This window comes from Mycobacterium canetti CIPT 140010059 (assembly GCF_000253375.1).
Lineage (GTDB): Bacteria > Actinomycetota > Actinomycetes > Mycobacteriales > Mycobacteriaceae > Mycobacterium > Mycobacterium tuberculosis.
Window position 1 is genome coordinate 3,939,458 of record NC_015848.1, and the last position, 26,103, is coordinate 3,965,560.

Sequence of the window (26,103 nt, forward strand, 5' to 3'; positions counted from 1 at the left end):
GCCGACCAAATCCAACTGTCCGGCTCCTCCTCGGACCACTACGCGGCCCGCATCGTCGCCGACCAAATCCAACTGTCCGGCTCCTCCTCGGACCACTACGCGGCCCGCATCGTCGCCGAACTAGCCCTGCCTTTGTTTGTGACGCGGATCGGAACAGATCACCATAACCCGCCCGTGCCGACGGATCAGCCTGCACTTGTCACAGATCGGCTTGACGCTCGGGTTTACCTTCACGACTGTCTCGGTCCTGTTCTTTGGGTATGTCGCTACTTGTACCGGTACACGATGCGGCCCCGGGACAGGTCGTAGGGCGACAACTCCACCACCACCCGGTCCTCGGGCAGGATGCGGATGTAGTGCTGACGCATCTTGCCGCTGATGTGGGCGAGCACCTTGTGGCCGTTCTCCAGCTCAATGCGGAACATGGCATTGGGCAGGGGCTCGACCACGCGACCCTCGACCTCTATGGCACCGTCCTTCTTGGCCATTACTTTCTGGCGATCCTTCTCTTCCTTGTCGGTGCACCCGATTCCGGCGCAGTACGTGCTCGGACTACAAACGTGAGCCGGTGGTGGAAATTCCGCGAAGGGCTCCGAGAAATTTTCAAAACTGGGCACGCCAAACCGGCACGGGACACCGCACCGCCAACCCACATTACCCGCATCGCCGTGCTCTGCGCAAAACGTCGTAGGCCACGCGCTCACCGGAATAGCACCGATGAGCCGAGCGGTTAGAGCAACCATGACCAATTGTGCCGCCGGCAGACCCAGCTCAGGCCCTAACCTCGGCCGATTCGGATCGTTCGGACGCGGCGTCACCCCCCAGCAGGCCACAGAAATCGAGGCGCTGGGCTACGGGGCGGTCTGGGTGGGAGGCTCACCACCCGCCGCACTGTCCTGGGTGGAACCGATTCTGCAAGCGACCACCACATTGTGTGTGGCCACCGGCATCGTCAACATCTGGTCGGCACCGGCCCAGCGAGTCGCCGAATCGTTCCACCGCATCGAGGCGGCCTACCCGGGCCGCTTTCTGCTGGGTATCGGAGTCGGGCATGCCGAGATGATCAGTGAGTACCGCAAGCCCTACAACGCGCTGGTGGAATACCTAGACCGGCTCGACGACTATGGGGTGCCCGCCAACCGCCGGGTGGTGGCCGCACTGGGCCCCCGGGTCCTGGGCCTGTCCGCACGCCGCAGCGCCGGGGCGCACCCGTACCTGACCACACCCGAACACACGGCACGGGCCCGTGAGCTGATTGGTCCGTCGGCGTTCCTGGCGCCCGAACACAAGGTGGTGCTGACCACCGACTCGGCAAGGGCCCGTACGGTGGGACGTCAGGCGCTCGATATGTACTTCAACCTGGCTAACTACCGCAACAACTGGAAACGGCTGGGCTTCACCGGCGACGAAGTCTCCCGGCCGGGCAGCGACCGCCTGGTTGACGCCGTGGTCGCCTACGGCACTCCAGACGCGATCGCGGCACGGCTGAACGAACACCTGCTTGCAGGCGCCGACCATGTCCCTATTCAGGTCCTCACCGAAGATGACAACCTGGTGTCGGCGCTGACCGAACTCGCCAGGCCGCTCCGACTGACTTGATCCCGAAACGGAGGTCGCGAACCCAACTGGTCGCGGCTCCACTCGGTTAGGGCTCGGTTAGGGTTTGATCCATGCGGTTGCTAGTCACCGGTGGCGCGGGATTCATCGGCACGAATTTCGTGCATAGCGCCGTACGTGAGCATCCAGACGATGCGGTTACCGTACTCGACGCCCTGACCTACGCCGGCCGGCGCGAGTCGCTGGCCGACGTGGAGGATGCCATCCGGCTGGTTCAGGGCGATATCACCGACGCCGAGCTGGTTTCGCAGCTGGTGGCCGAGTCCGACGCGGTGGTGCATTTTGCCGCCGAATCCCATGTCGACAATGCACTGGACAATCCGGAGCCGTTTCTGCACACCAACGTCATCGGGACCTTCACCATCCTGGAAGCGGTGCGACGCCACGGTGTGCGGCTGCACCACATCTCCACCGACGAGGTCTACGGCGACTTGGAGCTCGACGACCCGGCGCGGTTCACCGAATCGACGCCCTATAACCCGTCCAGCCCTTACTCGGCGACCAAGGCGGGCGCAGACATGTTGGTCCGGGCCTGGGTTCGGTCCTATGGCGTACGCGCGACGATCTCCAACTGCTCCAACAACTACGGGCCGTATCAGCACGTCGAGAAGTTCATTCCGCGTCAGATCACCAATGTGCTCACCGGGCGGCGGCCCAAGCTCTACGGCGCGGGCGCCAATGTCCGTGATTGGATCCACGTCGACGACCACAACAGCGCGGTGCGGCGAATCCTGGACAGAGGCCGCATCGGCCGAACCTACCTGATCAGCTCCGAGGGCGAGCGTGACAACCTGACCGTGCTGCGCACGCTGCTGCGACTGATGGACCGCGATCCGGACGACTTCGACCACGTCACCGACCGCGTCGGTCACGACTTGCGCTACGCTATCGACCCGTCCACGCTCTACGACGAATTATGCTGGGCGCCAAAGCATACCGATTTCGAGGAGGGCCTGCGGACCACGATCGACTGGTACCGCGACAACGAATCGTGGTGGCGTCCACTTAAAGACGTCACGGAGGCCCGCTATCAAGAACGTGGTCAGTGAGATGAAAGCACGCGAACTCGACGTCCCCGGCGCCTGGGAGATTACCCCGACCATCCATGTCGATTCCCGCGGACTGTTCTTCGAATGGCTTACCGATCATGGGTTCCGCGCATTCGCAGGTCACAGTTTGGACGTCCGGCAAGTAAACTGCTCGGTGTCGTCGGCCGGTGTGTTGCGCGGCCTGCACTTTGCCCAGTTGCCACCTGGCCAGGCCAAGTATGTGACCTGCGTTTCCGGCTCGGTGTTCGATGTCGTCGTCGACATCCGGGAGGGCTCACCGACATTCGGCCGATGGGACTCGGTGCTGCTCGACGACCAAGACCGTAGGACGATCTACGTCTCCGAAGGCCTAGCGCACGGCTTCCTTGCACTGCAAGACAATTCGACGGTGATGTACTTATGCTCGGCGGAATACAATCCGCAGCGCGAGCACACCATCTGCGCCACAGATCCGACGTTGGCGGTCGATTGGCCGCTGGTCGATGGCGCTGCCCCCAGCCTGTCCGACCGTGATGCCGCTGCGCCCAGCTTCGAGGATGTGCGCGCGTCTGGCCTGCTGCCCAGGTGGGAACAGACGCAGCGGTTCATTGGGGAGATGCGCGGCACCTAGCCCGGTAATCCCTTGTGTCGCTTTAGCTTCAGGGGTCACAGCGCGGCGATTGTTGTCGGTGGCCCTTCGTAGAATTTGGGGTATGGGTTCGGATAGCCGCGAACGGATTGTCGAGGTCTTTGATGCGCTGGATGCCGAGCTGGACCGCTTGGGCGAGGTGTCCTTTGACGTGTTGAGCACCCCGGAACGGTTAGCGATGTTGGAACGCCTGGAAGGGCTGGTGCGCCGGCTACCGGCAGTCGGGCACGCGTTGATCAACCAACTCGACGCCCAAGCCAGCGAGGAAGAACTGGGCGGCACGCTGTGCTGCGCGCTGGCCAACCGGCTGCGCATCACCAAGCCCGACGCCGCCCGGCGCATCGCCGACGCCGCCGATCTCGGGCCTCGTCGGGCACTCACCGGTGAACCGCTAGCCCCACAGTTGACCGCCACCGCCACCGCCCAACGCCAGGGCCTGATCGGTGAGGGTCACATCAAAGTGATCCGTAGCTTTTTTGCGCACCTGCCCGCCGAGGTGGATGTGTCCACCCGAGAGGCCGCCGACGCCGACCTGGCCGGCAAGGCCGCTCAGTATCGTCCCGACGAGCTGGCCCGCTACGCCCGCCGGGTCATGGACTGGCTACACCCCGACGGCGACTTCACCGACACCGAACGCGCCCGCAAACGCGGCATCACCCTGGGCAACCAGCAATACGACGGCATGTCACGGCTAAGTGGCTACCTGACCCCCGAAGCGCGGGCCACCTTTGAAGCCGTGCTGGCCAAACTGGCCGCCCCCGGGGCGTGCAACCCCGAGGATGACATCCCGGTCATCGACGCCGAACCCGACCAAGACGCGGTCGGCCGCGATACCCGCAGCCAAGCCCAACGCAACCACGACGGGCTGCTGGCCGGGCTGCGCGCGCTGATCGCCTCCGGGAAACTGGGCCAACACAACGGGCTTCCCGTCTCGATCGTGGTCACCACCACCCTGACCGACCTGCAAAACGCCGCGGGCAAGGGTTTCACCGGCGGCGGCTCGCTATTGCCGATGGCCGATGTGATTCGTATGGCTAGTCACGCGCATCACTACCTCGCGATCTTCGACCACGGCAAACCCCTGGCGCTGTATCACACCAAACGCCTGGCCTCCCCCGCGCAGCGGATCATGCTGTTCGCCAGGGACCGGGGCTGCACCAAACCCGGTTGCGATGCACCGGCCTACCACAGCCAGGCCCACCACGTGCAAGGTTGGGCCAGCACTCGTCGCACCGACATCACCGACCTGACCCTGGCCTGCGGCCCCGACAACCGACTCGCCGAAAAAGGCTGGATCACCCGCAAAAACACCCACGGCGACACCGAATGGCTACCACCGGCGCACCTCGACCACGGCCAACCCCGAATAAACACCTTTCATCACCCTGAGAAGCTGCTACGCGACGACGACGACGAACCCGATTGACCCCCAGCAGTCAAAGCCACACGCGACAACGCCGCACAACCATAAACACCGAGTCCGTCAGGGCCTGGCCGGAGCAAACACGCCACGGTGGTAGGAGCTGTGGGCATATGCCTTGGAGCCCACCAGTTGTGACAACGGCGTGTGCACCGACTCTCCCCTTGCGAGTCTGGCGGCGATCGCGTTTAGGTCGAACCGCGGACGCCAATTCAGGTCACGGCGAGCGCGGGCGTTGACATACACGCGATCTAGGCGGTCGGGGAAGCGCCACCCACGCCGGGTCCACACGGCCGCGGCCAGTGGTACCCGCCGCGCGAACACCGATGCCGCGTCGGTTCGCAGCTGCGCCATGTCCTCGGGGGTGAACGGTGTGGTCGCCGACACTAGATAGCGCCCGAACCCCAGCTGCGGCGCTCGCTGCGCGGCATTGATGTGCGCGTCTACCGCGTCTTCGATCGCGACCCGCCGACAGGCGTATTCATTGGCTTTGATGTTGTCCTCGCTGCGCCCGTCGTGCAGGTGCGCCATGTCATCGCCCTCCACGAAGAATCGGGCAACACGCAGCACGACGCAGGCCAAACCGTCGTTGCGATGTGCCAACTGGCAGAGGTCCTCGGAGCTAGCTTTGGTCACGCCGTAGATGTTCTTGGGAATGGGCGTGACGGATTCGTCGATCCACGCCGCGGGCTGGTCTGCCGGCGGTGTCAGGGCGTCGCCGAAAACGGTCGTCGATGATGTCATGACGAAGGCGCGGACGTTGGCGGCAACCGCAGCATCCAGCACGGTCTGGGTACCGATGATGTTCGTGTCCAGAAACGCCTGACGCGGCAGGAAGGCCAGTTGCGGCTTGTGGTGGGCGGCCGCGTGGAACACCACCTCAACGCCGGCCATCACGTCGCGCAGCAGTGCTCGATCACTCACGCAACCAACGACATTCGTGTACCGCGACGGTCTGCTGTCGAAGCTGACGACGTCGGCGCCCCGTGCACGCAGAGTGCGCACCAGCGCCTCGCCCAGGTGACCGGAGCTGCCGGTAACCAGGGTACGCATCCCGCTCTCGGCGGCGGCAGCCGTCGGAGGCGTGCCCGCGTGCAACAACAGCGGACCGGACCGCACGCCGGCGCGGACTCTCATGGTGGCTGCATGTGTTCCCACGACTCACGCCCTCATTCCCACGACCACCCGATCGATGTCTTGCGGCGACAACCATGTCGCCGCCAGACTTTCCGCGGTCTGCCGGATAACGCGGGGCACCGAAAGCCGCGCCCGTTGCGCCGCCGCGCGCAGGTATTCAACCTGCAACGAATCGAGTCCATGGAATCCGAACGAGATCTCCCACGGATCGATGCCGTAACTCTGCGGGCTCCGGCCCAACATATCCGATCGCGCTGCGTCGAAAAGCCGATCCAGGTCTACCCCGACCAGGTATCCACGGCGCTGCAACGCGGCGATGAGGCACTCGGTCTGGCAATTCCCGGCCCCGCGACCAAAGCCCATCAGCGTTCCGTCCAGGAAATCGGCCCCGGCGTCGAATGCCTCCAAGGTGTTGGCGACGGCCATGGCGAGGTTGTTGTGCCCGTGGAAGCCGACGGTGACATCGCTGGCGCCGCGGAGAGCCTCGACGTAGCGGCGCGCGTCCTCGGGCAGGAAGGTTCCCGTCGTATCCACCACGTAAACGATCCGGACGCCCACATCGCGGGCCCGCTTCCCGGCAGCGGCAAGCACATCGGGCTCGAAGAGATGCGACTTCACCAGCTGGATCGAAACCTCGAGGCCTTTTGACTGCGCGCGCTCGACGAACGGCATCACCAACTCAAATTCGGTGGCGATGACACATATGCGCAGAAAGTCCAGATAGTCTCCGGCCAAATCAACCGTCTCGATGCGGGCCAGGGCCGGGACGATCACGGCACCCAGTTTCGCGTTTCGAACCACCGATCGGGCGGCGCGGAAATATTCTTCGTCGGTGTGAGCGGCCGGGCCCTGCGCCGCGGTGGCTCCGATGGTGACGCCGTGACCGATTTCAATGTAGGGAATTCCCGCTGCGTCGAGATCCCCGACAATCCTGCCGACATCGTCGTCGGTGTACTGGAAGTTCACCGCATAGCTGCCGTCACGGACGGTCGTGTCCAGGACAATCGGCTCTCTGTGGGTCGCAGTCATGAGCATCAGTGTCAGCCCGCACCCTTGCCGGATCCTTGATGAATTCTTGGGATACGCGCGGCTGGTGTCCTATCGACCCAGTCCAATATCGGGTTTGTTGATCTCTGGATCGATCGCGATATCGAGGACGCAGGGACCGGTGGCGGCCAACGCTTTTTGCACACCGGCGCGCAGCTCGCAGCGCGTATCGACCCGAATCCCTTCCGCTCCAAGGGCGCGGGCCATCGCCGCCAGATCGTTCGCGCCGATGCGAGCGACCGGCGACGGATCCATTCGCCCGCTGACCGGGCCGGCGCTGGCACTCATTTGTCCGTCGTTGAGGACAGCCCAGGTCACCCTGATCCCGTGCGCAACCGCAGTGGAAATCTCCGTGCCATGCATCAAGAAAGCCCCGTCCCCGGCGATGCATATGACGTGTTCTTCCGGTCGAGCCAGGGCCACGCCAATGGCTCCGGCGATGCCGCATCCCATGGGCGAAAAGTCAACGGTGGCAAAGAATCTGCCGGGCCGCCGCACCGGTATCCCACGAAACGTCCAAGAAATGCAGGTACCCACGTCGGCGCATATCGTGGCGTTGGGTGCAAGCTCGCGGTCCAGTTCGTGCATCAGCTCAAGCGGGTGAATCGATTCCCCCCGCGCTTGCGGGGTCCCCGGCAACGCCGCTGGCGCCGGCGGCCGCACGCCCACCCTCCGACAAAAGCGTGGCGGCCGCCCGCAGTTCAGGGCATTGACGAACGCGCGGCCGGACGTGGTGATCCCGAGCGACGTAGCGACGAACCGGCCAACTGCCGATGGATCGGGATCGACATGGACGACGTCGGCTTTCAGCCCGCGCCAGCGGGGCGAAAAGGAGCGGGTAACCAACCCGCCGAAGGAAACACCGACCGCGATCAACAGGTCGCACGGTGTGTCGAAGAGGTACTCGTCGGCCCTGCCGTCACCAAACATGCCGAGCACACCCAGAGACAGCGGATGGGTTTCCGCGACGATCCCCCGCCCGTTCGGTGTGGTCGCAAAAGGAAGTTCCGCCTTCTCGCAAAACGCGACGATCCGCTCGCCGATGCCGTCCAGCCGGCAGCCATTCCCCAGCACGAGCATGGGGGCACGCGACCGATCCAGCCTACCGATCACCTCGTCAGCGACATCAGGACCGCACGGCGCCAGGGTTCTTAGGCCCCCAAGACCGGCCGCGGCAGTTCCAAGTTGGTGAGCCGGCAGCCCCTCGTCCACCAGATCGCGCGGCAGAGCAATGTGCACCGGTCCGCGAGGGATGCTCGCCAAGGCCCGAAACGCCGAATCGATCTTGCTGCGCGCATTGGCGATCGATTCGATGGACACCGAACAGCGGCAGAACCGGCGGAAGGTTGGGCCCAGGCCCAGCCCGTCGTCGCTCGTATCCTGCTGCGAGTGCAGGCCGAATTCTCCGACCGCCACCTCCCCGGTCAGGATAAGCATCGGAACCTGATTCACCGACGCATTGGCCACGGCGCTAATGACGTTGGTCGCCCCAGGTCCCGCCGCAAACACCGCAGCGGACTTGCCGGACGCGCGGGCGAACCCGTCGGCCAGGTAGCCGGCGCCGCCCTCGTGCCGGGCCAACACGATCCGAAAGCCGGCATCGCGGGACAGACGCACCAGCAACGAATCGAGCCGGGAAGTCGGTAGCCCGCATACGACCGAAATGCCGGCTGCGCGCATCCTGGCGACGAGATGATCCCCGACGGTCACGGGAGTCACGGCCATGCCCCGATCACGGCGGCCTCGCCCATGCGCTGATCGCGTTCCGGTAGGTAGGCCGGGCCGCAGGCGCACAAGAATGTCAACGGAACTGAACCTAGGGCCCGGATTTTCTGCGGGACACCAGCCGGTATCCAGACCGCATCGCCGGGCCCGACCTCGCCAGATTCGTCTCCGACCGAAACCAGCCCGCGCCCCGAGAGAACAAAATAGATCTCATCGGTGGCTTGCAATCGGTGCCATACGGTCTCGGCTCCCGCCGCCACGGTCGCATGGGCCAGACTGACCGAGGCGACGCCCACAGTGGCCCGATCCACCAGGACCCGAATCTCGGACAAGTCCGGCGCCACGAACGGCTCTGCCTCCCTGGCGTTGCTGACGAACATGGCAGCAGCGTGTGCCCGCGCTCTTGGCGGATCCTTGACGAATCCTCGGAACGCGGGTTTGTGACCGGCGGAGAGCGCGACGGTTGCCTGCAGCACAGCGTCTGTCGATGTTGACGCTCGCTCCCGTTCGGGCCGGGTTGACATCCCCCACCACCGGCCACACAATGCGCCCGGTGGATGAGCAGTGGATCGAGATACTCAGGATCCAGGCACTGTGTGCTCGGTACTGTTTGACGATCGACACCCAGGATGGCGAAGGCTGGGCGGGATGCTTTACCGAGGACGGTGCCTTCGAGTTCGACGGCTGGGTGATCCGGGGGCGGCCCGCATTACGCGAATACGCAGATGCGCATGCCCGCGTCGTGCGGGGCCGCCACTTGACCACGGATCTTCTCTACGAGGTCGACGGGGACGTCGCCACCGGGCGCAGCGCCAGCGTGGTCACTCTGGCCACTGCCGCCGGCTACAAGATCCTCGGCTCGGGCGAGTACCAGGATCGCCTCATCAAGCAGGACGGCCAGTGGCGTATCGCGTACCGGCGATTGCGCAACGATCGGCTGGTGTCGGATCCCAGCGTGGCGGTAAACGTCGCCGATGCCGACGTCGCCGTGGTCGTCGGTCACCTTCTCGCGGCCGCGCGCCGGCTCGGAACCCAGATGAGCGACACGTAGGGGCGACAAGCTAGGGCCGACGTCGGTGTACGGACACACGCGCTCGCGGGTTGGCTGTGCAGGACCTTCCCTAACCCCATCATCGGACGCCGAGATGCCGAGCGAGAAAATCTAGGACCGCCCCTGCGAAAGCGTCGTTGCGATCGCCGGCGACCATATGTCCGGCGCCGCGCACATCGGTGAACTCGACTTGCGGAAACCGCGAGAGAAATTGGTCGGCGCTTTCTTGGCGGACGATGTCGCTGACTTGGCCGCGCACGAGAAGCACCGGCACTTCGTCGCGCAGGATCGTCGCAACGGCTGCATTCATGCGGTCGACGTCGGTGACCTCTACGGGAGGAAACGCCGCGATACCACCGATGAACTGCGGATCCCAGTGCCAATACCAGCGATCACCGCGGCGGCGCAGGTTGGCCACCAAGCCATCCGGATCCGAAGGCCGCGGCCGATGCGGGTTGTAGTTGGCAATGACGTCAGCCACCTCGTCCAACGAGCCGAACCCCGATTCCACCCGTTCGGCCATGAACGCGTGGATCCTGCTCGCCCCGGCCAGGTCCATATTCGGCACGATGTCCACCAGCACCACTGCGCTGGCAATGCCCGGGGAGAGCTCCCCCGCCAGCAGCATCGCGGCAAACCCACCCAAGGAGGCGCCCACCAGCGCCGGCTGCCCAGGCAGGTTGCGCAGCACTTCCTGGATATCGCCGGCGAAGCTGACCAACCGATAGTCGCCTTCGCTCGACCAGTCGGATTCGCCATGCCCGCGCAGATCGATCGTGACCGCTTGCCAGCCACGTTCGGCGACAGCGGCTGCGGCCCGACCCCATGAGCGTCGCGTCTGTCCACCGCCATGCAAGAACACCACGGCACGCGCTCGCGGGTCTCCCAAGCGGTCGGCGACGATACGGACACCGCCCGGCCCGTGGACCGAGAACGATTCAGCTGCCATTGATATCGGGTCCATCAGGGGATCCAGAACCATCCGTTTGCATGCCCTACCACGATCCTGTCCTACCGAGCGGCCCGCAGTCACCCCAGATTCGGCGTCAATCCGGCACCCGGTTCGTGGTCCATCCACGGAACCCAAGGCGCCATTTTCGCAGTGATTGCACGCTCGGCGAAAGGTGTTACCCAGACGCTACAGCTATGCGTGCCCGTAGAATGCAAATCCCTGCTCGCGGTCGAGGTAGGTATCGGCCTTGTTCTTGATGAAAAACACATAGACAATCAGCGAGACCGCTATGCACGCGGTCACGTAGGCGATGAACATCGGCACCTGATCGCGTTCCTTAAGAGCCTGGTAGATCAGCGGCGCGGTGCCGCCGAAGACCGAGTTCGCCAGTGCATAGCCGACTCCGACACCAAGGGCGCGCACGTGCGCGGGGAACAGTTCGGACTTGACCAGTGCATTGATCGAGCAGTATCCGGTCAGAATCACATAGCCGACGGCCACCAATAGAAACGACATTGTCGGCGAACGTGTTTCGGGAAGATAAGTAACAAGGACGTAGGTATAGATGAGTCCGCCGACGCCGAACCACAGCAGCAGTGGCTTGCGGCCGATCTTGTCGCTGATCATGCCCCCGATGGGCTGCAGCATCATCAACAGAATCAGACCAACCAGGTTGATCCAAGTAGCGGTCATCGCCTGCGAACCGTAGACACTCTTGACGATCGCAGGTGCATTGACGCTGTAGGTATAAAACGCGACCGTGCCGCCCAACGTGACGAGGAAACAGAGCAGCAATGGCTTCCAATAGTGGGTGGCCAGTTCACGGAGCGACCCGGAGTCGTGGTCCCGCCCGGCCTTGATCGCAGTCAGGCGTTCCTGACTGAGCGATTCATCCATCGTGCGCCGCAACCAGAACACCACGATCGCGGCGCCACCGCCTACGGCGAAGCCGATGCGCCAGCCGAATTCGTGAACCTGCTCGCGGGTGAAGACCGCCAGGATGACTAGCAGGGTGAACTGGGCAAGCACGTGCCCACCCACCAGCGTCACATACTGAAACGACGAGAAGTAGCCGCGCCGCTCCCGCGTCGCGGCCTCAGACATGTACGTCGCCGACGTGCCGTACTCTCCGCCGGTCGCAAATCCCTGGACGAGCCGACACAAAATAAGCAGGATCGGCGCAGCGACGCCAATGCTCGAGCGAGACGGCACCAACGCCACGATCAGCGAACAGGCGGCCATCAGCGACACACTGAACGTCAGCGCGGCCCGGCGGCCGCGGCGGTCGGCAAACCGACCAAAGAACCACGATCCGACGGGCCGGGTCACGAAGGTAACAGCGAAGATCGCGTAGACATAGACCGTCGAGTTGCGATCGGCCCGATCAAAGAATTGGTCCTCGAAATACGTAGCGAACACGGTGTAGACGTAGACGTCATACCACTCGACCAGATTGCCCGACGATCCCCGGATCGTGTTCCAAATGGCCCGACGGGTCTCGGCCTGACTCGGGCGCGATGGAGGTGCAATGGAAACGGTCATGGTGTCCTCCATGCGATTCGCATTGTCGCGCCGTCTGACGGTCACCATAGTGACCGACGTCAGCACCCGCCGTGCAGGGCTGGAGCGTGGTCGGTTTTGACTCAGCGGTCAAGGTGACGTCCCTCGGCGTGTCGCCGGCGTGGATGCAGACTCGATGCCGCTCTTTAGTGCAACTAATTTCGTTGAAGTGCCTGCGAGGTATAGGACTTCACGATTGGTTAATGTAGCGTTCACCCCGTGTTGGGGTCGATTTGGCCGGACCAGTCGTCACCAACGCTTGGCGTGCGCGCCAGGCGGGCGATCAGATCGCTTGACTACCAATCAATCTTGAGCTCCCGGGCCGATGCTCGGGCTAAATGAGGAGGAGCACGCGTGTCTTTCACTGCGCAACCGGAGATGTTGGCGGCCGCGGCTGGCGAACTTCGTTCCCTGGGGGCAACGCTGAAGGCTAGCAATGCCGCCGCAGCCGTGCCGACGACTGGGGTGGTGCCCCCGGCTGCCGACGAGGTGTCGCTGCTGCTTGCCACACAATTCCGTACGCATGCGGCGACGTATCAGACGGCCAGCGCCAAGGCCGCGGTGATCCATGAGCAGTTTGTGACCACGCTGGCCACCAGCGCTAGTTCATATGCGGACACCGAGGCCGCCAACGCTGTGGTCACCGGCTAGCTGACCTGACGGTATTCGAGCGGAAGGATTATCGAAGTGGTGGATTTCGGGGCGTTACCACCGGAGATCAACTCCGCGAGGATGTACGCCGGCCCGGGTTCGGCCTCGCTGGTGGCCGCCGCGAAGATGTGGGACAGCGTGGCGAGTGACCTGTTTTCGGCCGCGTCGGCGTTTCAGTCGGTGGTCTGGGGTCTGACGACGGGATCGTGGATAGGTTCGTCGGCGGGTCTGATGGCGGCGGCGGCCTCGCCGTATGTGGCGTGGATGAGCGTCACCGCGGGGCAGGCCCAGCTGACCGCCGCCCAGGTCCGGGTTGCTGCGGCGGCCTACGAGACAGCGTATAGGCTGACGGTGCCCCCGCCGGTGATCGCCGAGAACCGTACCGAACTGATGACGCTGACCGCGACCAACCTCTTGGGGCAAAACACGCCGGCGATCGAGGCCAATCAGGCCGCATACAGCCAGATGTGGGGCCAAGACGCGGAGGCGATGTATGGCTACGCCGCCACGGCGGCGACGGCGACCGAGGCGTTGCTGCCGTTCGAGGACGCCCCACTGATCACCAACCCCGGCGGGCTCCTTGAGCAGGCCGTCGCGGTCGAGGAGGCCATCGACACCGCCGCGGCGAACCAGTTGATGAACAATGTGCCCCAAGCGCTGCAACAACTGGCCCAGCCAGCGCAGGGCGTCGTACCTTCTTCCAAGCTGGGTGGGCTCTGGACGGCGGTCTCGCCGCATCTGTCGCCGCTCAGCAACGTCAGTTCGATAGCCAACAACCACATGTCGATGATGGGCACGGGTGTGTCGATGACCAACACCTTGCACTCGATGTTGAAGGGCTTAGCTCCGGCGGCGGCTCAGGCCGTGGAAACCGCGGCGGAAAACGGGGTCTGGGCGATGAGCTCGCTGGGCAGCCAGCTGGGTTCGTCGCTGGGCTCTTCGGGTCTGGGCGCTGGGGTGGCCGCCAACTTGGGTCGGGCGGCCTCGGTCGGTTCGTTGTCGGTGCCGCCAGCATGGGCCGCGGCCAACCAGGCGGTCACCCCGGCGGCGCGGGCGCTGCCGCTGACCAGCCTGACCAGCGCCGCCCAAACCGCCCCCGGACACATGCTGGGCGGGCTACCGCTGGGGCACTCGGTCAACGCCGGCAGCGGTATCAACAATGCGCTGCGGGTGCCGGCACGGGCCTACGCGATACCCCGCACACCGGCCGCCGGATAGCACGACCGGTTTGCGCGGATGCGTCGGCGTTGTTCCCCGCCGCGGTTGGCGTGCTCTGGCAATCTGGTCTAAGGGACCCGACCCCACCGGGCGGACCCCACGGCATCGAGGGGCTGTCGATGGCATTCGAAAAGCCGTCACCGGTAACGGCATTGACGCAGGAACTACGATTCGCGACGACCATGACGGGCGGCGTCAGCCTCGCGATCTGGATGGCCGGTGTTACGCGGGAGATCAACCTGCTCGCGCAGGCCTCACAATGGCGCAGGCTGGGGGGAACCTTCCCGACCAACAGCCAACTCACCAACGAGTCAGCCGCTTCCCTGCGGCTCTACGCTCAACTAATCGACCTCCTCGACATGGTCGTCGACGTCGACATCTTGTCGGGAACAAGTGCGGGCGGCATCAACGCGGCTTTGCTTGCGTCATCCCGAGTCACCGGGTCTGACCTGGGCGGGATCCGCGACCTCTGGCTCGATCTTGGGGCCTTGACCGAGCTTCTCCGAGATCCGCGGGACAAGAAAACACCGTCCCTCTTGTACGGCGACGAACGCATATTCGCCGCTCTGGCCAAGCGGCTTCCCAAGCTGGCGACCGGGCCGTTCCCGCCCACGACCTTTCCGGAGGCCGCGCGCACCCCGTCCACCACCCTGTACATCACGACGACGCTGCTAGCCGGGGAAACAAGCAGATTCACCGACTCATTCGGCACTCTCGTCCAGGATGTCGACCGCCGCGGTCTGTTCACCTTCACCGAAACCGACCTGGCGCGGCCAGACACGGCGCCGGCGCTGGCACTAGCAGCGCGCAGTTCCGCCTCATTCCCACTTGCGTTCGAACCCTCCTTTCTGCCGTTCACGAAGGGAACCGCCAAGAAGGGAGAGGTGCCGGCTCGACCGGCGATGGCGCCGTTCACCAGCCTTACCCGTCCGCACTGGGTTAGCGATGGTGGCTTGCTGGACAACCGGCCAATTGGCGTCTTGTTCAAGCGCATCTTCGACCGTCCAGCCCGACGGCCGGTTCGCCGGGTGCTCCTGTTCGTCGTACCATCGTCCGGACCCGCACCCGACCCGATGCATGAGCCACCACCGGACAACGTCGACGAGCCACTCGGGCTCATCGACGGGCTGCTGAAGGGCCTGGCCGCGGTCACCACCCAGTCGATCGCGGCCGACCTACGCGCGATCCGCGCCCATCAGGACTGCATGGAAGCGCGCACAGATGCCAAACTGCGGCTCGCAGAGCTGGCGGCAACGCTGCGGAACGGCACACGGTTGCTCACCCCGTCCCTGCTCACGGATTACCGGACCCGCGAGGCAACCAAGCAGGCCCAGACCCTCACCAGCGCTCTGCTGCGCCGGCTTTCCACCTGTCCGCCGGAGTCGGGCCCGGCAACCGAAAGCCTTCCCAAGAGCTGGTCAGCCGAACTCACCGTCGGTGGTGACGCCGACAAGGTGTGCCGGCAGCAGATCACCGCGACGATCCTGCTTTCTTGGTCGCAGCCGACCGCCCAGCCGCTCCCACAGAGTCCAGCCGAGCTGGCTCGGTTCGGTCAGCCGGCCTACGACCTTGCAAAAGGATGCGCGCTCACCGTCATCCGGGCGGCATTCCAGCTGGCACGTTCGGATGCTGACATCGCCGCGTTGGCGGAAGTCACCGAAGCAATCCACCGGGCGTGGCGACCGACCGCGTCATCCGATCTCAGTGTGCTAGTGCGGACGATGTGTAGCAGACCAGCGATCCGACAAGGGTCGCTCGAGAACGCCGCTGACCAGCTCGCTGCCGACTATCTCCAACAATCCACGGTGCCCGGCGACGCTTGGGAGCGGCTCGGTGCCGCCTTGGTGAACGCCTACCCGACCTTGACGCAACTTGCCGCCAGCGCTTCAGCCGACTCGGGTGCCCCGACAGACTCTCTGCTCGCCCGGGACCATGTTGCAGCCGGTCAGTTGGAAACGTACCTCAGCTATCTGGGGGCCTATCCAGGGCGTGCCGACGACTCGCGCGACGCACCGACCATGGCATGGAAGCTATTCGATCTCGCCACGACGCAGCGCGCGATGCTCCCGGCCGACGCAGAGATCGAGCAAGGCCTCGAACTCGTGCAGGTTAGCGCCGACACCCGCAGCCTGCTCGCACCTGACTGGCAGACAGCCCAGCAGAAGCTCACCGGCATGCGCTTGCATCATTTCGGTGCGTTCTACAAGAGGTCATGGCGAGCCAATGACTGGATGTGGGGCCGACTCGACGGAGCGGGATGGCTCGTCCACGTGCTGCTAGACCCGCGCCGGGTGCGCTGGATCGTCGGGGAGCGCGCCGATACCAACGGGCCGCAGAGCGGTGCACAATGGTTCCTAGGCAAACTCAAAGAACTTGGGGCACCTGACTTTCCGAGTCCGGGCTACCCGCTGCCGGCGGTCGGCGGCGGGCCGGCCCAACATCTGACCGAGGACATGCTGCTCGATGAGCTTGGCTTCCTGGACGACCCAGCAAAGCCGCTGCCGGCCAGCATTCCGTGGACCGCGCTGTGGTTGTCGCAGGCGTGGCAACAACGAGTCCTCGAAGAGGAATTGGACGGACTGGCCAACACGGTGCTCGACCCACAGCCCGGAAAATTGCCGGACTGGAGCCCGACGAGTTCACGAACATGGGCGACCAAGGTATTGGCCGCTCACCCTGGCGACGCCAAATATGCTCTGCTGAACGAAAATCCAATCGCAGGCGAAACATTCGCCAGCGACAAGGGCTCACCACTGATGGCGCACACGGTCGCCAAAGCCGCCGCGACTGCGGCCGGAGCGGCCGGCTCGGTCCGGCAGCTGCCCAGTGTATTGAAGCCACCACTGATCACGTTGCGGACACTCACCCTCAGTGGATACCGAGTGGTGTCGTTGACCAAAGGCATTGCCAGATCGACCATTATCGCCGGCGCGCTGCTACTTGTGCTCGGCGTCGCGGCGGCGATCCAGTCGGTAACCGTGTTCGGAGTCACTGGCCTGATCGCGGCCGGGACTGGGGGCTTGCTGGTCGTCCTAGGCACTTGGCAGGTCTCCGGCAGGCTCCTTTTTGCACTGCTGTCTTTCTCGGTTGTCGGCGCGGTACTCGCGTTGGCGACGCCCGTCGTACGCGAATGGCTGTTCGGCACCCAGCAGCAGCCCGGCTGGGTCGGCACTCACGCGTATTGGCTTGGCGCCCAATGGTGGCACCCCCTGGTCGTCGTCGGGCTCATCGCACTGGTGGTCATCATGATCGCAGCGGCCAACCCAGGACGACGGTGACGATGCGTGCGGTGATCCGGAATTCAGGAACCGAGGCCCGCGGCGCCGTCAGCCGCCGCCAACTGATCGAGCGCTTCGCCGGTGTAGACGGCGAGCCGCTGCAGGTGTGGCAGTGTGTCACGGCAGCCGATGAATCCAAAGTTCAGCGTGCCGGCGTAACTCTGCAAAGTAACGTTGAGAGCCTGGCTGTGCGCCACCAGGGAGACCGGATAGGACGCCTCCATCCGGCTGCCCCGCAGGTAGAGCACGTCCTCGGGCCCCGGCACATTGCTGACACACAGGTTGAACGTGTACGGCCAGGGTGGCTTCACCCCACTGAGCGTGCTGGCCAACTGCACCCCGTACGGCGCCATCAACGCGGCGCTATAGGCCAGGATCGCGTCCTTGTCCATGGACCTCAGCTGAGCCTTGGCCGCGCGGGTTGACGCCGTGACCGCCGCCAGCCGCTGCACCGGATCGGCAACGTCGGTACCCAACGTCGCCAGGATGGTCGCGACCGCGTTGCCGCCGCCCTCGTCGTCCTTGGGTCGCACGTTGACCGGCAAGACCACGATCAGCGACTTGTTGGGCAGCTCACCCAGCTCGTCCAGAAAACGTCGTAAGCCGCCTCCGATGATCGCCAACGCGACGTCGTTGATTGTGGCATCATATTGAGCCCCAATGGCTTTCAGTCGATCCAGCGGATATTGCTGGGTGGCGAAGCGGCGGTTGCGGCTGATGCGGGTGTTGAGTATGCAGTGCGGCGCTTGCACCGAGCCGACGAGGTTGCGGTACTCGTGATCACTGCGCAGCTGGGCGTTGACCAGCGCCTTGGTGAGCTCGAACGTCGATCGTCCCGCACCGGCCACCGAACCTAAGACGCTACCGACCCCGCTGACCAGCCCGCCCAACCCCCGCACCACGTCGCCCAGGCCATCGAGCACGTTACCGGCCCCAGCTATCAAACCGCCGCCGACGGAGTCTTGAGTGTCGGCGGGTGATCGGCCAGGTGTGGGAATGTTGAAGAACAACGGGTGGGTGGTGTCGTGCGGGTCGGTGGACAGGCTGCGGGCCAGCATTTTCTGGCCGGTATAGCCGTCTATCAACGAGTGGTGCATCTTGATGTAGATCGCGAACCGGCCACCTTCGAGGCCTTCGATGAAATGCACTTCCCACGGCGGACGGCGTAGGTCCAGGGCGTGACTATGCAAGCGGGACACCAGGATCCCGAGTTCACGCTCGTCGCCGGGGCTGGCCAGCGCCGACCGGCGCACGTGGTAGTCCAGGTCGAAGTTGTCATCAACGACCCAGGACTGCGTGGGATCGTATAGCAGCTCCGGATGGCTCAGTCTTAGGCTCCAGGGTTCGACGACCTCGCTGGCCTTGCTTTCGTCGACGAGTTGGCGCAGCAAGTCCGGCGGCGCACCCGAGGGCGGCGTGAACGGCATCAACGCACCAACGTGCATCATCGTGGTCGACGATTCGGAGTACAGGAAAAACATGTCCTGCGGACCCAACCGCCGGGCCGTCTGGCTCACGGGCCACTCCTTCGTTGGAGGCATTCTCAGGCCGTCTAGCGCCGCCAGATAACTACCGTAGATGATCGCGGCCGTGCGTTGTACGCCGCATCACATCGCGTGAACTCCGTTGTAGAGCAGCAGTAAACCGATCACGACCAGAATGGCCGCGACCATCCCGGCATGGTTCTTCTCCATCCAGTCTTTAAGTCGTTCCAGCGAATCGTCGAGTCGGTCACCGGCAGCCACGTAGGCCAATATCGGGATCGCGACCGTGGATGCAGCCAACATGGCAAAGAATGCCGTGTAAATCCAGGAACCCGCGGCGCCGTGGCCGCCGCTGCCGATGGCCAATCCGGCCGCCGCGCAAATGATCAGCACCTCGGGTCTCACCACCACCAGCACGGCCCCTACCAATCCGGCGCGTGCCGGGGTGAAGCTGGCGAATGCGCGCATCCAGCCCGGCATTTCGGTGTGGCGATGCCGGGTCAGCCACCGAAGCACGCCGAACACGATCAGTGCCGACCCGAGGACCACCCGTAGCCAGGATGCCCAGGCCGGCGATGTTGTGCTCAAACCGCCAAGTGCGCCGGAGGCCGCAACAAAGACGGCGGTCACCACGGCCAAGCCCAACAGCCAGCCGCCCAGGAAGGCCAGGCTGCTCGGCCGCGGCTGCGGCGAGTGTACGACCAGTACCGCTGGGATCACCGACAACGGCGAGAGCGCAATGACCAACGCCAGCGGCACGAGCCCGGTGAGCACGGAGACCCAATGACCTGCCACGGGCAGCAATCCTCGCATTGACACCGCCTCGGTGACCACCGAGCGCCCCAATTCGACGAAATTGCGCGCACCCAACCGCCGTTCGGGCTGTTGATAGCCATCGCGAGACGTCGATCGCCGAAACGTACGTGCAAAGACGGCGGCTTGGTGAGCCGACGATTAACGACGCTGCCCGGCCAAACGCTCGCCCTGACAGAATTGCGACCCGAAGTCCACCGTCACGGTCGACGGCGTGCGGAACTGAGCGGCGAAGGTGAGCTGGGGATCCACCGGCGCCTGATCGAGCCCCAGTCGCTTTGTCTCGAGGTTGATCTCCACGGTATCGGGGGCAGTTCTGCGCGCATTGGTGTTCCGGTCCGGCCGCATGTTCGGCTCGGTGCCTCTGCTTTCGCCGGGCTTTCTGATGGCAAGTTCATCGGTGTCCTGCTGCGGGCCCAGCTCGGCGAACTCCTTGCCATTGTTGGCGATGGTGTAGGTCAGCAGGTAACCGGCAAAGCCCGACGCAAACGAGCCCGATGGCGACGGTGGCAGCGGCTCGGCGAATCGAACTACCAGCCGAAGGACCGCGCCTCGGGGATGCGAGACGTCCACGGAGGCCACGGTAATGGTCGCGGGCGGTGTCGGCCCGGGCCGCAACTGGCAACTGAGTCGCTTCGGCAGCTGCGACCAGTCGTCTGGCAGCGGCCTGATCCAGGCGTAGACCGCGACACCTACCATCGTCAGCACTGCCGCGACCGGAACTGTCAACCGCAGGCCGGCCGGCATGCCCAGCCAGCGGCTCCGGAGACCGTCGACACGCAGGGCCAGCGGTGATCGTGGTGCAGAGGGGTTGGGTCGACGATGTCTGGTCCAGCGGTCACCGTCCCAATATCGTTGCCCCGCTGAACCGTCAGGATCGGTATACCATCCTGCCGGCGGCGAAGTCGCCACGTCGTGCTCCATTCAACAGTCGGTAAGGATCAGCTGCGGTGCCGCTCCTCGCGGACTACGGCGGCGCATCGAACAACTCCGGTAGCGAATCGAGGATCTGCACGTGGTCGCCGCGCCACGCAAACCCCACAATCGTCAAGATGCCATCTTGGCAGCCGTCACAGCTTTGACGTGTCCGATAGCTCAGCACCACGATGTCGTTTGTGGATGCCGGACCGATCAAATTGGTGAACGGGTAGGCCCTCGGCGTTGCGGTTCCGACGAACGTTCCCCGATGAAACATCAGCGCCTGGTCCGGGGAGCTGTTGGTGGCGTCTTGCACCGTCACCAGCACCGCGGACAGGTCCGCGCACGGGTCGTAGTTGCTGTCCTCCGGCGTACTATTCCACGGCCTGCCGGTTTTGGAATCGGGGGCAAGCTGGGCCAGCGCGGCGCGCACGGCCGTTGCCTCGTCCGGCCCACACGGGCCAACCTGGGATGCCGGGGAAGTGGGGCGCGCCGGTGCGGACGTCGTTGCCGGCGCCGCCTGGTTGGCACCTGGTCGGACCCGATGCATACCGGCGTACGCAACGACCGCGGCAGCCACACAGGCCAGGACCACGAGCGCCACCAGCCAGGCGGTGGGCCAAGACCGGCCTGGGGCGGGCGGAGTGGTATCGACGTCATCGGACGGCTGGTATGCCGGCGCAGGCCAGTCGGGGTCAATCTCGTCAGACACCTAACCCGCTAACCCTCCCGGTACCCGCCCGCTGGCTGTGCGATACTTGCCGAGCTTGCCGAATTGTAGCCAGAACGTGCAGGTAGCGGAAACAAGCGGGCCGTCTCGAGGGGCCCCGCCGGCCGGTGAGGCTGACCACATCCAGCATTCTGATAGCTGGCTTCACAGCAATCTGGCCCCATACTAGACGTCATGCAGCAAGCGACGGCACCGCAACCGCTGGCAGCGCGCCAGTTGGTTCGACGGCGCCTGGCCGAGGCATATGATGGCGCGTTCTGAGGGCAATCGCCCACGCCATCGCGCTGTGCCTCAGCCGTCGCGGATCCGCAAGCGGCTGTCGCGGGGCGTTATGACGCTCGTGTCGGTGGTTGCCCTGCTGATGACCGGCGCAGGGTATTGGGTAGCCCACGGCGCGCTGGACGGCATCACCATTTCGCAGGCCCTAACCCCCGAGGATCCCCGTTCCAGCGGCAACAACATGAACATCTTGCTCATCGGGCTGGACTCGCGCAAAGACCAGGAAGGCAACGACCTGCCCTGGTCGGTCTTGAAGCAGCTACACGCGGGCGATTCCGACGACGGCGGCTACAACACGAACACGCTGATACTTGTGCACGTCGGTGCCGATGGCAAAGTGGTGGCCTTCTCGATCCCCCGCGACGACTGGGTGCCCTTCACCGGCGTTCCGGGATACAACCACATCAAGATCAAAGAGGCGTACGGGCTGACCAAGCAATACGTGGCAGAACAGCTGGCCAACCAAGGTGTGAGCGACCGGAAAGAGCTCGAGACCCGGGGCCGTGAAGCTGCCCGGGCCGCGACCCTGCGGGCGGTGCGAAGCCTGACCGGCGTCCCGATCGACTACTTCGCCGAGATCAATTTGGCCGGTTTCTACGATTTGGCCCAGACCCTCGGCGGCGTTGATGTGTGCCTGAACCATGCCGTCTACGACTCGTACTCCGGAGCCGACTTCCCCGCCGGGCGTCAACGGTTGAATGCCGCGCAGGCGCTGGCGTTTGTCCGGCAGCGTCATGGCCTAGACAACGGGGACCTGGACCGCACCCACCGCCAGCAAGCATTCCTGTCGTCGGTCATGCGCGAACTTCAGGATTCGGGCACCTTCACCAACCTGGACAGGCTCGACAACCTGATGGCCGTGGCACGCAAAGATGTGGTGCTGTCGGCCGGCTGGGACGAGGACCTGTTCCGCCGGATGGGCGACCTGGCGGGCGGTAACGTCGAATTCCGGACGCTGCCCGTGGTGCGCTACGACAACATCGACGGCCAGGATGTCAACATTATCGACCCGACCGCGATCCGGGCCGAGGTAGCGGCGGCATTTGGCAGCGCGCCGCCAACGTCGCAGACCGCCGCGGCCGCCAAACCTAACCCATCCACCGTCGTCGATGTGGTCAATGCCGGCAGCATCAGCGGACTGGCCAGCCAGGTCTCCGGTGCGCTGCTGAAGCGCGGCTACACCGCGGGTCAGGTGCGTGACCGCGAATCCGGCGATCCGTTCACCACCGCCATCGAGTACGGTGCCGGCGCGGAAACGGACGCCCAGAACGTGGCAGACCTGCTCGGTATCGACGCCCCCAACCATCCCGATCCCGCCGTCGCGCCCGGACACATCCGTGTGACGGTGGATACCAACTTCTCCCTACCGGCACCCGACGAGGCCACCGCCGCCGCGACGTCCACCGAAACCAGCACATATCCGCTGTACGGCGGCGGCACCACCACCGACCCGACACCGGACCAAGGGGCGCCCATCGATGGCGGCGGCGTGCCCTGCGTGAACTAGGTAAGTTATCCGACCACTCCACGCAGCCCGTCGGCGCCGAACACCGGCTCCAGCATGGGCGAGAAGTCCGGGCCCCTTCGCAGCATGTGGCCGCCGTCGACGTTGATGACCTGTCCGGTGATCCAACTGGCCGCGTCGCTGAGCAAAAACATTGCTAGGTTCGCGACGTCTTCGACCTCACCCACCCGCGGTAATGGCGTGCAGACCCGGTAGTCCGCGCTCAGCTCCGGCGACTCTGTGACGGGCACAACCAGATCTGTACGGATCAGGCCCGGGCGGATGCTGTTGACCCGTACCCACGACGGGCCGAGTTCGTCAGCGGCCAGTTTCATCATGTGGTCAACGGCCGACTTGGTGACCCCGTAGGCGCCGAACCAGCGATGGGTGTTGCTGGCCGCGATCGAGGAGATGCCGACGAACGAACCGCCGCCGCCGCGTACCAATTCCCGCGCGGCGTGCTTGAGCACGTACATGGTGCCATTGACATTGAGGTCCACGGTGCGCCGCCAGGCCTGCGAGTCGATCTGGGTGATTGGCCCAATGGTCTGAGACCCGCCCGCGCAATGCACCACACCGTGCAGCCGGCCATGCCACGCGGTTGCCGCGTCCACCACACGCAGGGTCTGCTCCTCGTCGGTGATGTCGGCCGGCTCATAGCCGATCGCTCCGGTCTTGAGCGCCTCGATGTCTTTGACAGCCGCCGCCAGCTTGTCTGGATTTCGTCCCACGATCATGACGGCGGCTCCAGCCGCGACCAACCCGGCGGCCACCCCCTTGCCGATTCCGCTGCCACCTCCGGTGACCAGGTAGGTCCGGTCTTGGAAAGAAAGCTGCACTTGAGGCCCCTCACGCCGAAACTGAAACAGGTTCTCGCCATTTTGGACCATGCGGCCCGTCACTTGCGCCGAAGGTGAACTCACGGCGAGGTTTCGCGGCGCTCGCGGATTCATGCCCTCAGTTCACGTTCGACGTTCGTGATCAACGGTGCCGCGATCGTGGAGGGATTCCATAGGTTGCGGCTTGTTGCCACATTGCGGCCAGTGTGCGCCGCCGGGTGCGCGTCCACGGTAGGCTTCAACCACGAATTATCGGGCAACGATATCGGAGTCGGAGTTGGCAATAACTGGTTCGGCCGCACCGTCATGGCCGCGACTATTGCACGCCGAGGGCCCCCCTTCCGTCATTTGTATACGGCTGTTGGTGGGGTTGGTGTTTCTCAGTGAGGGAATCCAGAAATTCATGTATCCAGATCAGCTGGGTCCGGGCCGCTTCGAGCGGATCGGCATCCCCGCCGCCACGTTCTTCGCCGATCTGGACGGGGTGGTCGAGATTGTCTGCGGCACACTGGTCCTCCTCGGCCTGCTGACCCGGGTCGCGGCGGTGCCGTTGCTCATCGACATGGTGGGAGCGATCGTGCTGACCAAACTCCGAGCACTGCAGCCGGGCGGGTTTCTCGGGGTAGAGGGCTTCTGGGGCATGGCCCATGCTGCCCGGACCGACCTGTCGATGCTGCTCGGATTGATCTTCCTGCTGTGGTCCGGCCCCGGCCGGTGGTCACTAGATGCGCGACTGTCCAAACGCGCCACGGCTTGCGGCGCGAGGTGAACCCGCGACGTAGCGCGACCGATGCACCGGACTCAACGACGAGTCAGCGGTGGCGTCGCGAATGAACTGCCCGATCTGACGCAACGAACGGGTCGCTTCGGGCACCAGCGGTGTGGCGAGTTGGAAAAGATGAGCCTGACCGGGCCAAACCCGTACCTCGGCACAGACGCCTGCCGCCGCCAGCTTGCCGGCGCCCAGCTGCGCGTCGTGCAGCAGCACTTCGGAGCCGGAAACGTGAATAAGTGTCGGCGGCAAGCTGGATTCGATATGGTCGAGCGGCTCATAGAGGTCTTCGGGCCTGCCGTCGACCATGTTCTTGGCAGCGGCCGCCCTGACCCATGCCGCCAAGGCATCGAATGCCCGCGCCGGAAACATCGCGTCGGTCCCGATGTTGGGATGGTCCTGCTTGGGCCCCTTGGCCAGCTGCAGCAACGGAGAGATGGCCACTATTGCCGCCGGTTTCTCGTCGTCGCACTGCAGCCGCTGCGCAAGCGCGAGCGCAAGGTAACCACCCGCGGAATCACCGGCCAACACGATCTGTTCCGGCCGGTATCCGCGCGCCCGCAACCATTGGTATGCATCGTGGCAGTCGTCGAGCGCCATCCCCAGCGAATGCTTAGGGATCAGCCGATAGTCGACTATCAACACGGGTGATTCGGCAAATCCTGACAGCGCGTTGACGATCCTGCTGTGCGAATTCGGCCCGCACATGACAAACGCGCCGCCGTGCAAATAGAGCACCACCCGCCCAGCGCCGTCGGCCGCCCGCACCCCAGGCGCACGCACCAACTGGGCGGTAGCATTCGGCAAATTTATCGTTGTTCGGACCGTGCCCTGCCCGGGGCGCCAAACCCTGCATGCGAAGTCGACGAACCCCAACGGCAGAGGCAGGGGCGATAGGTAACTGCCCACAGTCATAAGTGGCTTGATCGTCGTGCGCGATGCCAGTGCCGCCAACCGACCTGCAACACTAGGGCCGCTTTCGGTGATCTCGATGGGAGCCCCGTCCCAGCACGAATCGGAATTCGAGCATCCCGACGATTGCAGGGGCCGGCGTGCGTAATACGAGGACATTTTCAGCACGTTTCGCCGGAATGTGGCCGGTGGTTGGCGTTAGCTGCACGGAAGCGCCTGAGCTGGCCCACCGTCACCACCCGATTTATCAATCGCAAATCTCGCACTTCCCGTTTACGTAGTTGCTCCAACCAGACGCAGCCCAATTCGGGCTCCTCCCCCCATCAATCATTCGGTGGCGCGAAGTTCACCAGAGTCGCGGACACGCTCACGCGAACTACGTGCATTTAGGGGATCACAGGCACCTTGAAATGCATCGGTGTATGACTGGGAGTTTGCTGTACGTCTATTGGTAAGTGCGAATTCGCCGCCGGCTACCCGCACCCCGTAGAATCGCAAGCCGATATCGGCTTGGTCACC

General features: G+C 64.6%; 24 protein-coding genes. 10 read left to right on the forward strand and 14 right to left on the reverse strand.

Annotation, left to right across the window (positions count from 1 at the left end; translation table 11 throughout):
- Positions 1 to 120 precede the first annotated feature (120 nt).
- Entirely contained in the window at positions 121 to 234 is a 114-nt protein-coding gene (gene rpmJ / locus MCAN_RS18275; protein ID WP_003418367.1) for a 50S ribosomal protein L36, read from the reverse strand.
- Between the two features lie 32 nt (positions 235 to 266).
- Positions 267 to 488 (reverse strand): translation initiation factor IF-1, encoded by a 222-nt coding sequence (gene infA, locus MCAN_RS18280; protein ID WP_003418601.1) that lies wholly within the window; start codon positions 486 to 488, stop codon positions 267 to 269.
- A 253-nt stretch (positions 489 to 741) separates the two neighbouring features.
- On the opposite strand from infA, the gene MCAN_RS18285 reads away from it, so the two are divergent.
- The 4 genes from MCAN_RS18285 to MCAN_RS18300 all read left to right on the forward strand — a co-directional run bounded on the left by MCAN_RS18285 (position 742) and on the right by MCAN_RS18300 (position 4,720).
- Positions 742 to 1,599, forward strand: a complete 858-nt coding sequence (locus MCAN_RS18285; protein WP_014001755.1) for an LLM class F420-dependent oxidoreductase — start codon at positions 742 to 744, stop codon at positions 1,597 to 1,599.
- Between the two features lie 71 nt (positions 1,600 to 1,670).
- Positions 1,671 to 2,666 (forward strand): dTDP-glucose 4,6-dehydratase, encoded by a 996-nt coding sequence (gene rfbB / locus MCAN_RS18290; protein ID WP_014001756.1) that lies wholly within the window; start codon positions 1,671 to 1,673, stop codon positions 2,664 to 2,666.
- Position 2,667: 1 nt separating this feature from the next.
- Positions 2,668 to 3,276: a dTDP-4-dehydrorhamnose 3,5-epimerase gene (gene rfbC / locus MCAN_RS18295; protein WP_014001757.1), complete on the forward strand. Its 609-nt coding sequence runs from the start codon at positions 2,668 to 2,670 to the stop codon at positions 3,274 to 3,276.
- Between the two features lie 82 nt (positions 3,277 to 3,358).
- The gene (locus MCAN_RS18300; RefSeq protein WP_014001758.1) at positions 3,359 to 4,720 is read left to right on the forward strand and encodes an HNH endonuclease signature motif containing protein; all 1,362 of its coding nucleotides are present in this window, start codon (positions 3,359 to 3,361) and stop codon (positions 4,718 to 4,720) included.
- Positions 4,721 to 4,777: 57 nt separating this feature from the next.
- Here the strand turns inward: MCAN_RS18300 and MCAN_RS18305 are convergent, their stop codons facing one another.
- The 4 genes from MCAN_RS18305 to MCAN_RS18320 form a co-directional block, all read right to left on the reverse strand.
- Complete coding sequence (locus MCAN_RS18305) at positions 4,778 to 5,851, reverse strand: NAD-dependent epimerase/dehydratase family protein (protein ID WP_230864703.1); 1,074 nt, start codon at positions 5,849 to 5,851, stop codon at positions 4,778 to 4,780.
- A gap of 24 nt (positions 5,852 to 5,875) precedes the next feature.
- Positions 5,876 to 6,886, reverse strand: a complete 1,011-nt coding sequence (locus MCAN_RS18310) for a 4-hydroxy-2-oxovalerate aldolase (protein ID WP_014001760.1) — start codon at positions 6,884 to 6,886, stop codon at positions 5,876 to 5,878.
- A 63-nt stretch (positions 6,887 to 6,949) separates the two neighbouring features.
- Positions 6,950 to 8,608 carry a thiamine pyrophosphate-binding protein gene (locus MCAN_RS18315; protein ID WP_014001761.1) on the reverse strand — a complete coding sequence of 553 codons (1,659 nt, stop codon included), beginning with the start codon at positions 8,606 to 8,608 and terminating at the stop codon, positions 6,950 to 6,952.
- A 5-nt stretch (positions 8,609 to 8,613) separates the two neighbouring features.
- A complete protein-coding gene (locus MCAN_RS18320; protein WP_003900069.1) occupies positions 8,614 to 9,003 on the reverse strand; it encodes a cupin domain-containing protein in 390 nt (129 codons plus the stop codon).
- Positions 9,004 to 9,167: 164 nt separating this feature from the next.
- Between MCAN_RS18320 and MCAN_RS18325 the strand changes: the two genes are divergently transcribed.
- Positions 9,168 to 9,674, forward strand: coding sequence for a nuclear transport factor 2 family protein (locus MCAN_RS18325; protein ID WP_014001762.1), 507 nt, complete (start codon positions 9,168 to 9,170; stop codon positions 9,672 to 9,674).
- 79 nt (positions 9,675 to 9,753) lie between these two features.
- Here the strand turns inward: MCAN_RS18325 and MCAN_RS18330 are convergent, their stop codons facing one another.
- Together MCAN_RS18330 and MCAN_RS18335 are read right to left on the reverse strand one after the other, a co-directional pair.
- Positions 9,754 to 10,656 carry an alpha/beta fold hydrolase gene (locus MCAN_RS18330; RefSeq protein ID WP_174887876.1) on the reverse strand — a complete coding sequence of 301 codons (903 nt, stop codon included), beginning with the start codon at positions 10,654 to 10,656 and terminating at the stop codon, positions 9,754 to 9,756.
- A 162-nt stretch (positions 10,657 to 10,818) separates the two neighbouring features.
- Positions 10,819 to 12,168, reverse strand: coding sequence for an MFS transporter (locus MCAN_RS18335; RefSeq protein WP_003901651.1), 1,350 nt, complete (start codon positions 12,166 to 12,168; stop codon positions 10,819 to 10,821).
- Positions 12,169 to 12,540: 372 nt separating this feature from the next.
- On the opposite strand from MCAN_RS18335, the gene MCAN_RS18340 reads away from it, so the two are divergent.
- The 3 genes from MCAN_RS18340 to MCAN_RS18350 are packed head-to-tail and all read left to right on the forward strand — an operon-like array spanning position 12,541 to position 17,333.
- Entirely contained in the window at positions 12,541 to 12,837 is a 297-nt protein-coding gene (locus MCAN_RS18340) for a PE family protein (protein WP_003418781.1), read from the forward strand.
- 36 nt (positions 12,838 to 12,873) lie between these two features.
- Positions 12,874 to 14,055, forward strand: coding sequence for a PPE family protein (locus MCAN_RS18345; protein ID WP_003909901.1), 1,182 nt, complete (start codon positions 12,874 to 12,876; stop codon positions 14,053 to 14,055).
- A 29-nt stretch (positions 14,056 to 14,084) separates the two neighbouring features.
- Positions 14,085 to 17,333: a patatin-like protein gene (locus MCAN_RS18350; RefSeq protein WP_145974190.1), complete on the forward strand. Its 3,249-nt coding sequence runs from the start codon at positions 14,085 to 14,087 to the stop codon at positions 17,331 to 17,333.
- Positions 17,334 to 17,356: 23 nt separating this feature from the next.
- Here MCAN_RS18350 and MCAN_RS18355 read toward each other — a convergent pair whose 3' ends face one another.
- The 4 genes from MCAN_RS18355 to MCAN_RS18370 form a co-directional block, all read right to left on the reverse strand.
- Positions 17,357 to 18,850, reverse strand: a complete 1,494-nt coding sequence (locus MCAN_RS18355; RefSeq protein ID WP_014001765.1) for a WS/DGAT/MGAT family O-acyltransferase — start codon at positions 18,848 to 18,850, stop codon at positions 17,357 to 17,359.
- A 90-nt stretch (positions 18,851 to 18,940) separates the two neighbouring features.
- On the reverse strand, positions 18,941 to 19,630 hold the full coding sequence (locus MCAN_RS18360) for a GAP family protein (protein ID WP_003418922.1): 690 nt from the start codon (positions 19,628 to 19,630) through the stop codon (positions 18,941 to 18,943).
- Between the two features lie 141 nt (positions 19,631 to 19,771).
- On the reverse strand, positions 19,772 to 20,554 hold the full coding sequence (locus tag MCAN_RS18365) for a DUF2510 domain-containing protein (RefSeq protein ID WP_003418925.1): 783 nt from the start codon (positions 20,552 to 20,554) through the stop codon (positions 19,772 to 19,774).
- Positions 20,555 to 20,597: 43 nt separating this feature from the next.
- Entirely contained in the window at positions 20,598 to 21,260 is a 663-nt protein-coding gene (locus tag MCAN_RS18370; protein WP_014001766.1) for an LppP/LprE family lipoprotein, read from the reverse strand.
- 265 nt (positions 21,261 to 21,525) lie between these two features.
- Here MCAN_RS18370 and MCAN_RS18375 point away from each other — a divergent pair, with 265 nt between their 5' ends.
- Positions 21,526 to 23,064, forward strand: a complete 1,539-nt coding sequence (locus MCAN_RS18375; protein WP_014001767.1) for an LCP family protein — start codon at positions 21,526 to 21,528, stop codon at positions 23,062 to 23,064.
- Between the two features lie 5 nt (positions 23,065 to 23,069).
- Here MCAN_RS18375 and MCAN_RS18380 read toward each other — a convergent pair whose 3' ends face one another.
- Positions 23,070 to 23,900, reverse strand: coding sequence for an SDR family oxidoreductase (locus MCAN_RS18380; RefSeq protein ID WP_003912250.1), 831 nt, complete (start codon positions 23,898 to 23,900; stop codon positions 23,070 to 23,072).
- A 319-nt stretch (positions 23,901 to 24,219) separates the two neighbouring features.
- On the opposite strand from MCAN_RS18380, the gene MCAN_RS18385 reads away from it, so the two are divergent.
- A complete protein-coding gene (locus tag MCAN_RS18385; RefSeq protein WP_014001769.1) occupies positions 24,220 to 24,669 on the forward strand; it encodes a DoxX family protein in 450 nt (149 codons plus the stop codon).
- Here MCAN_RS18385 and lipF read toward each other — a convergent pair.
- Positions 24,622 to 25,743 carry a carboxylesterase/phospholipase LipF gene (gene lipF / locus MCAN_RS18390; protein ID WP_220130413.1) on the reverse strand — a complete coding sequence of 374 codons (1,122 nt, stop codon included), beginning with the start codon at positions 25,741 to 25,743 and terminating at the stop codon, positions 24,622 to 24,624. The two genes, MCAN_RS18385 and lipF, sit on opposite strands and share 48 nt — an antisense overlap.
- Positions 25,744 to 26,103: the final 360 nt, after the last annotated feature.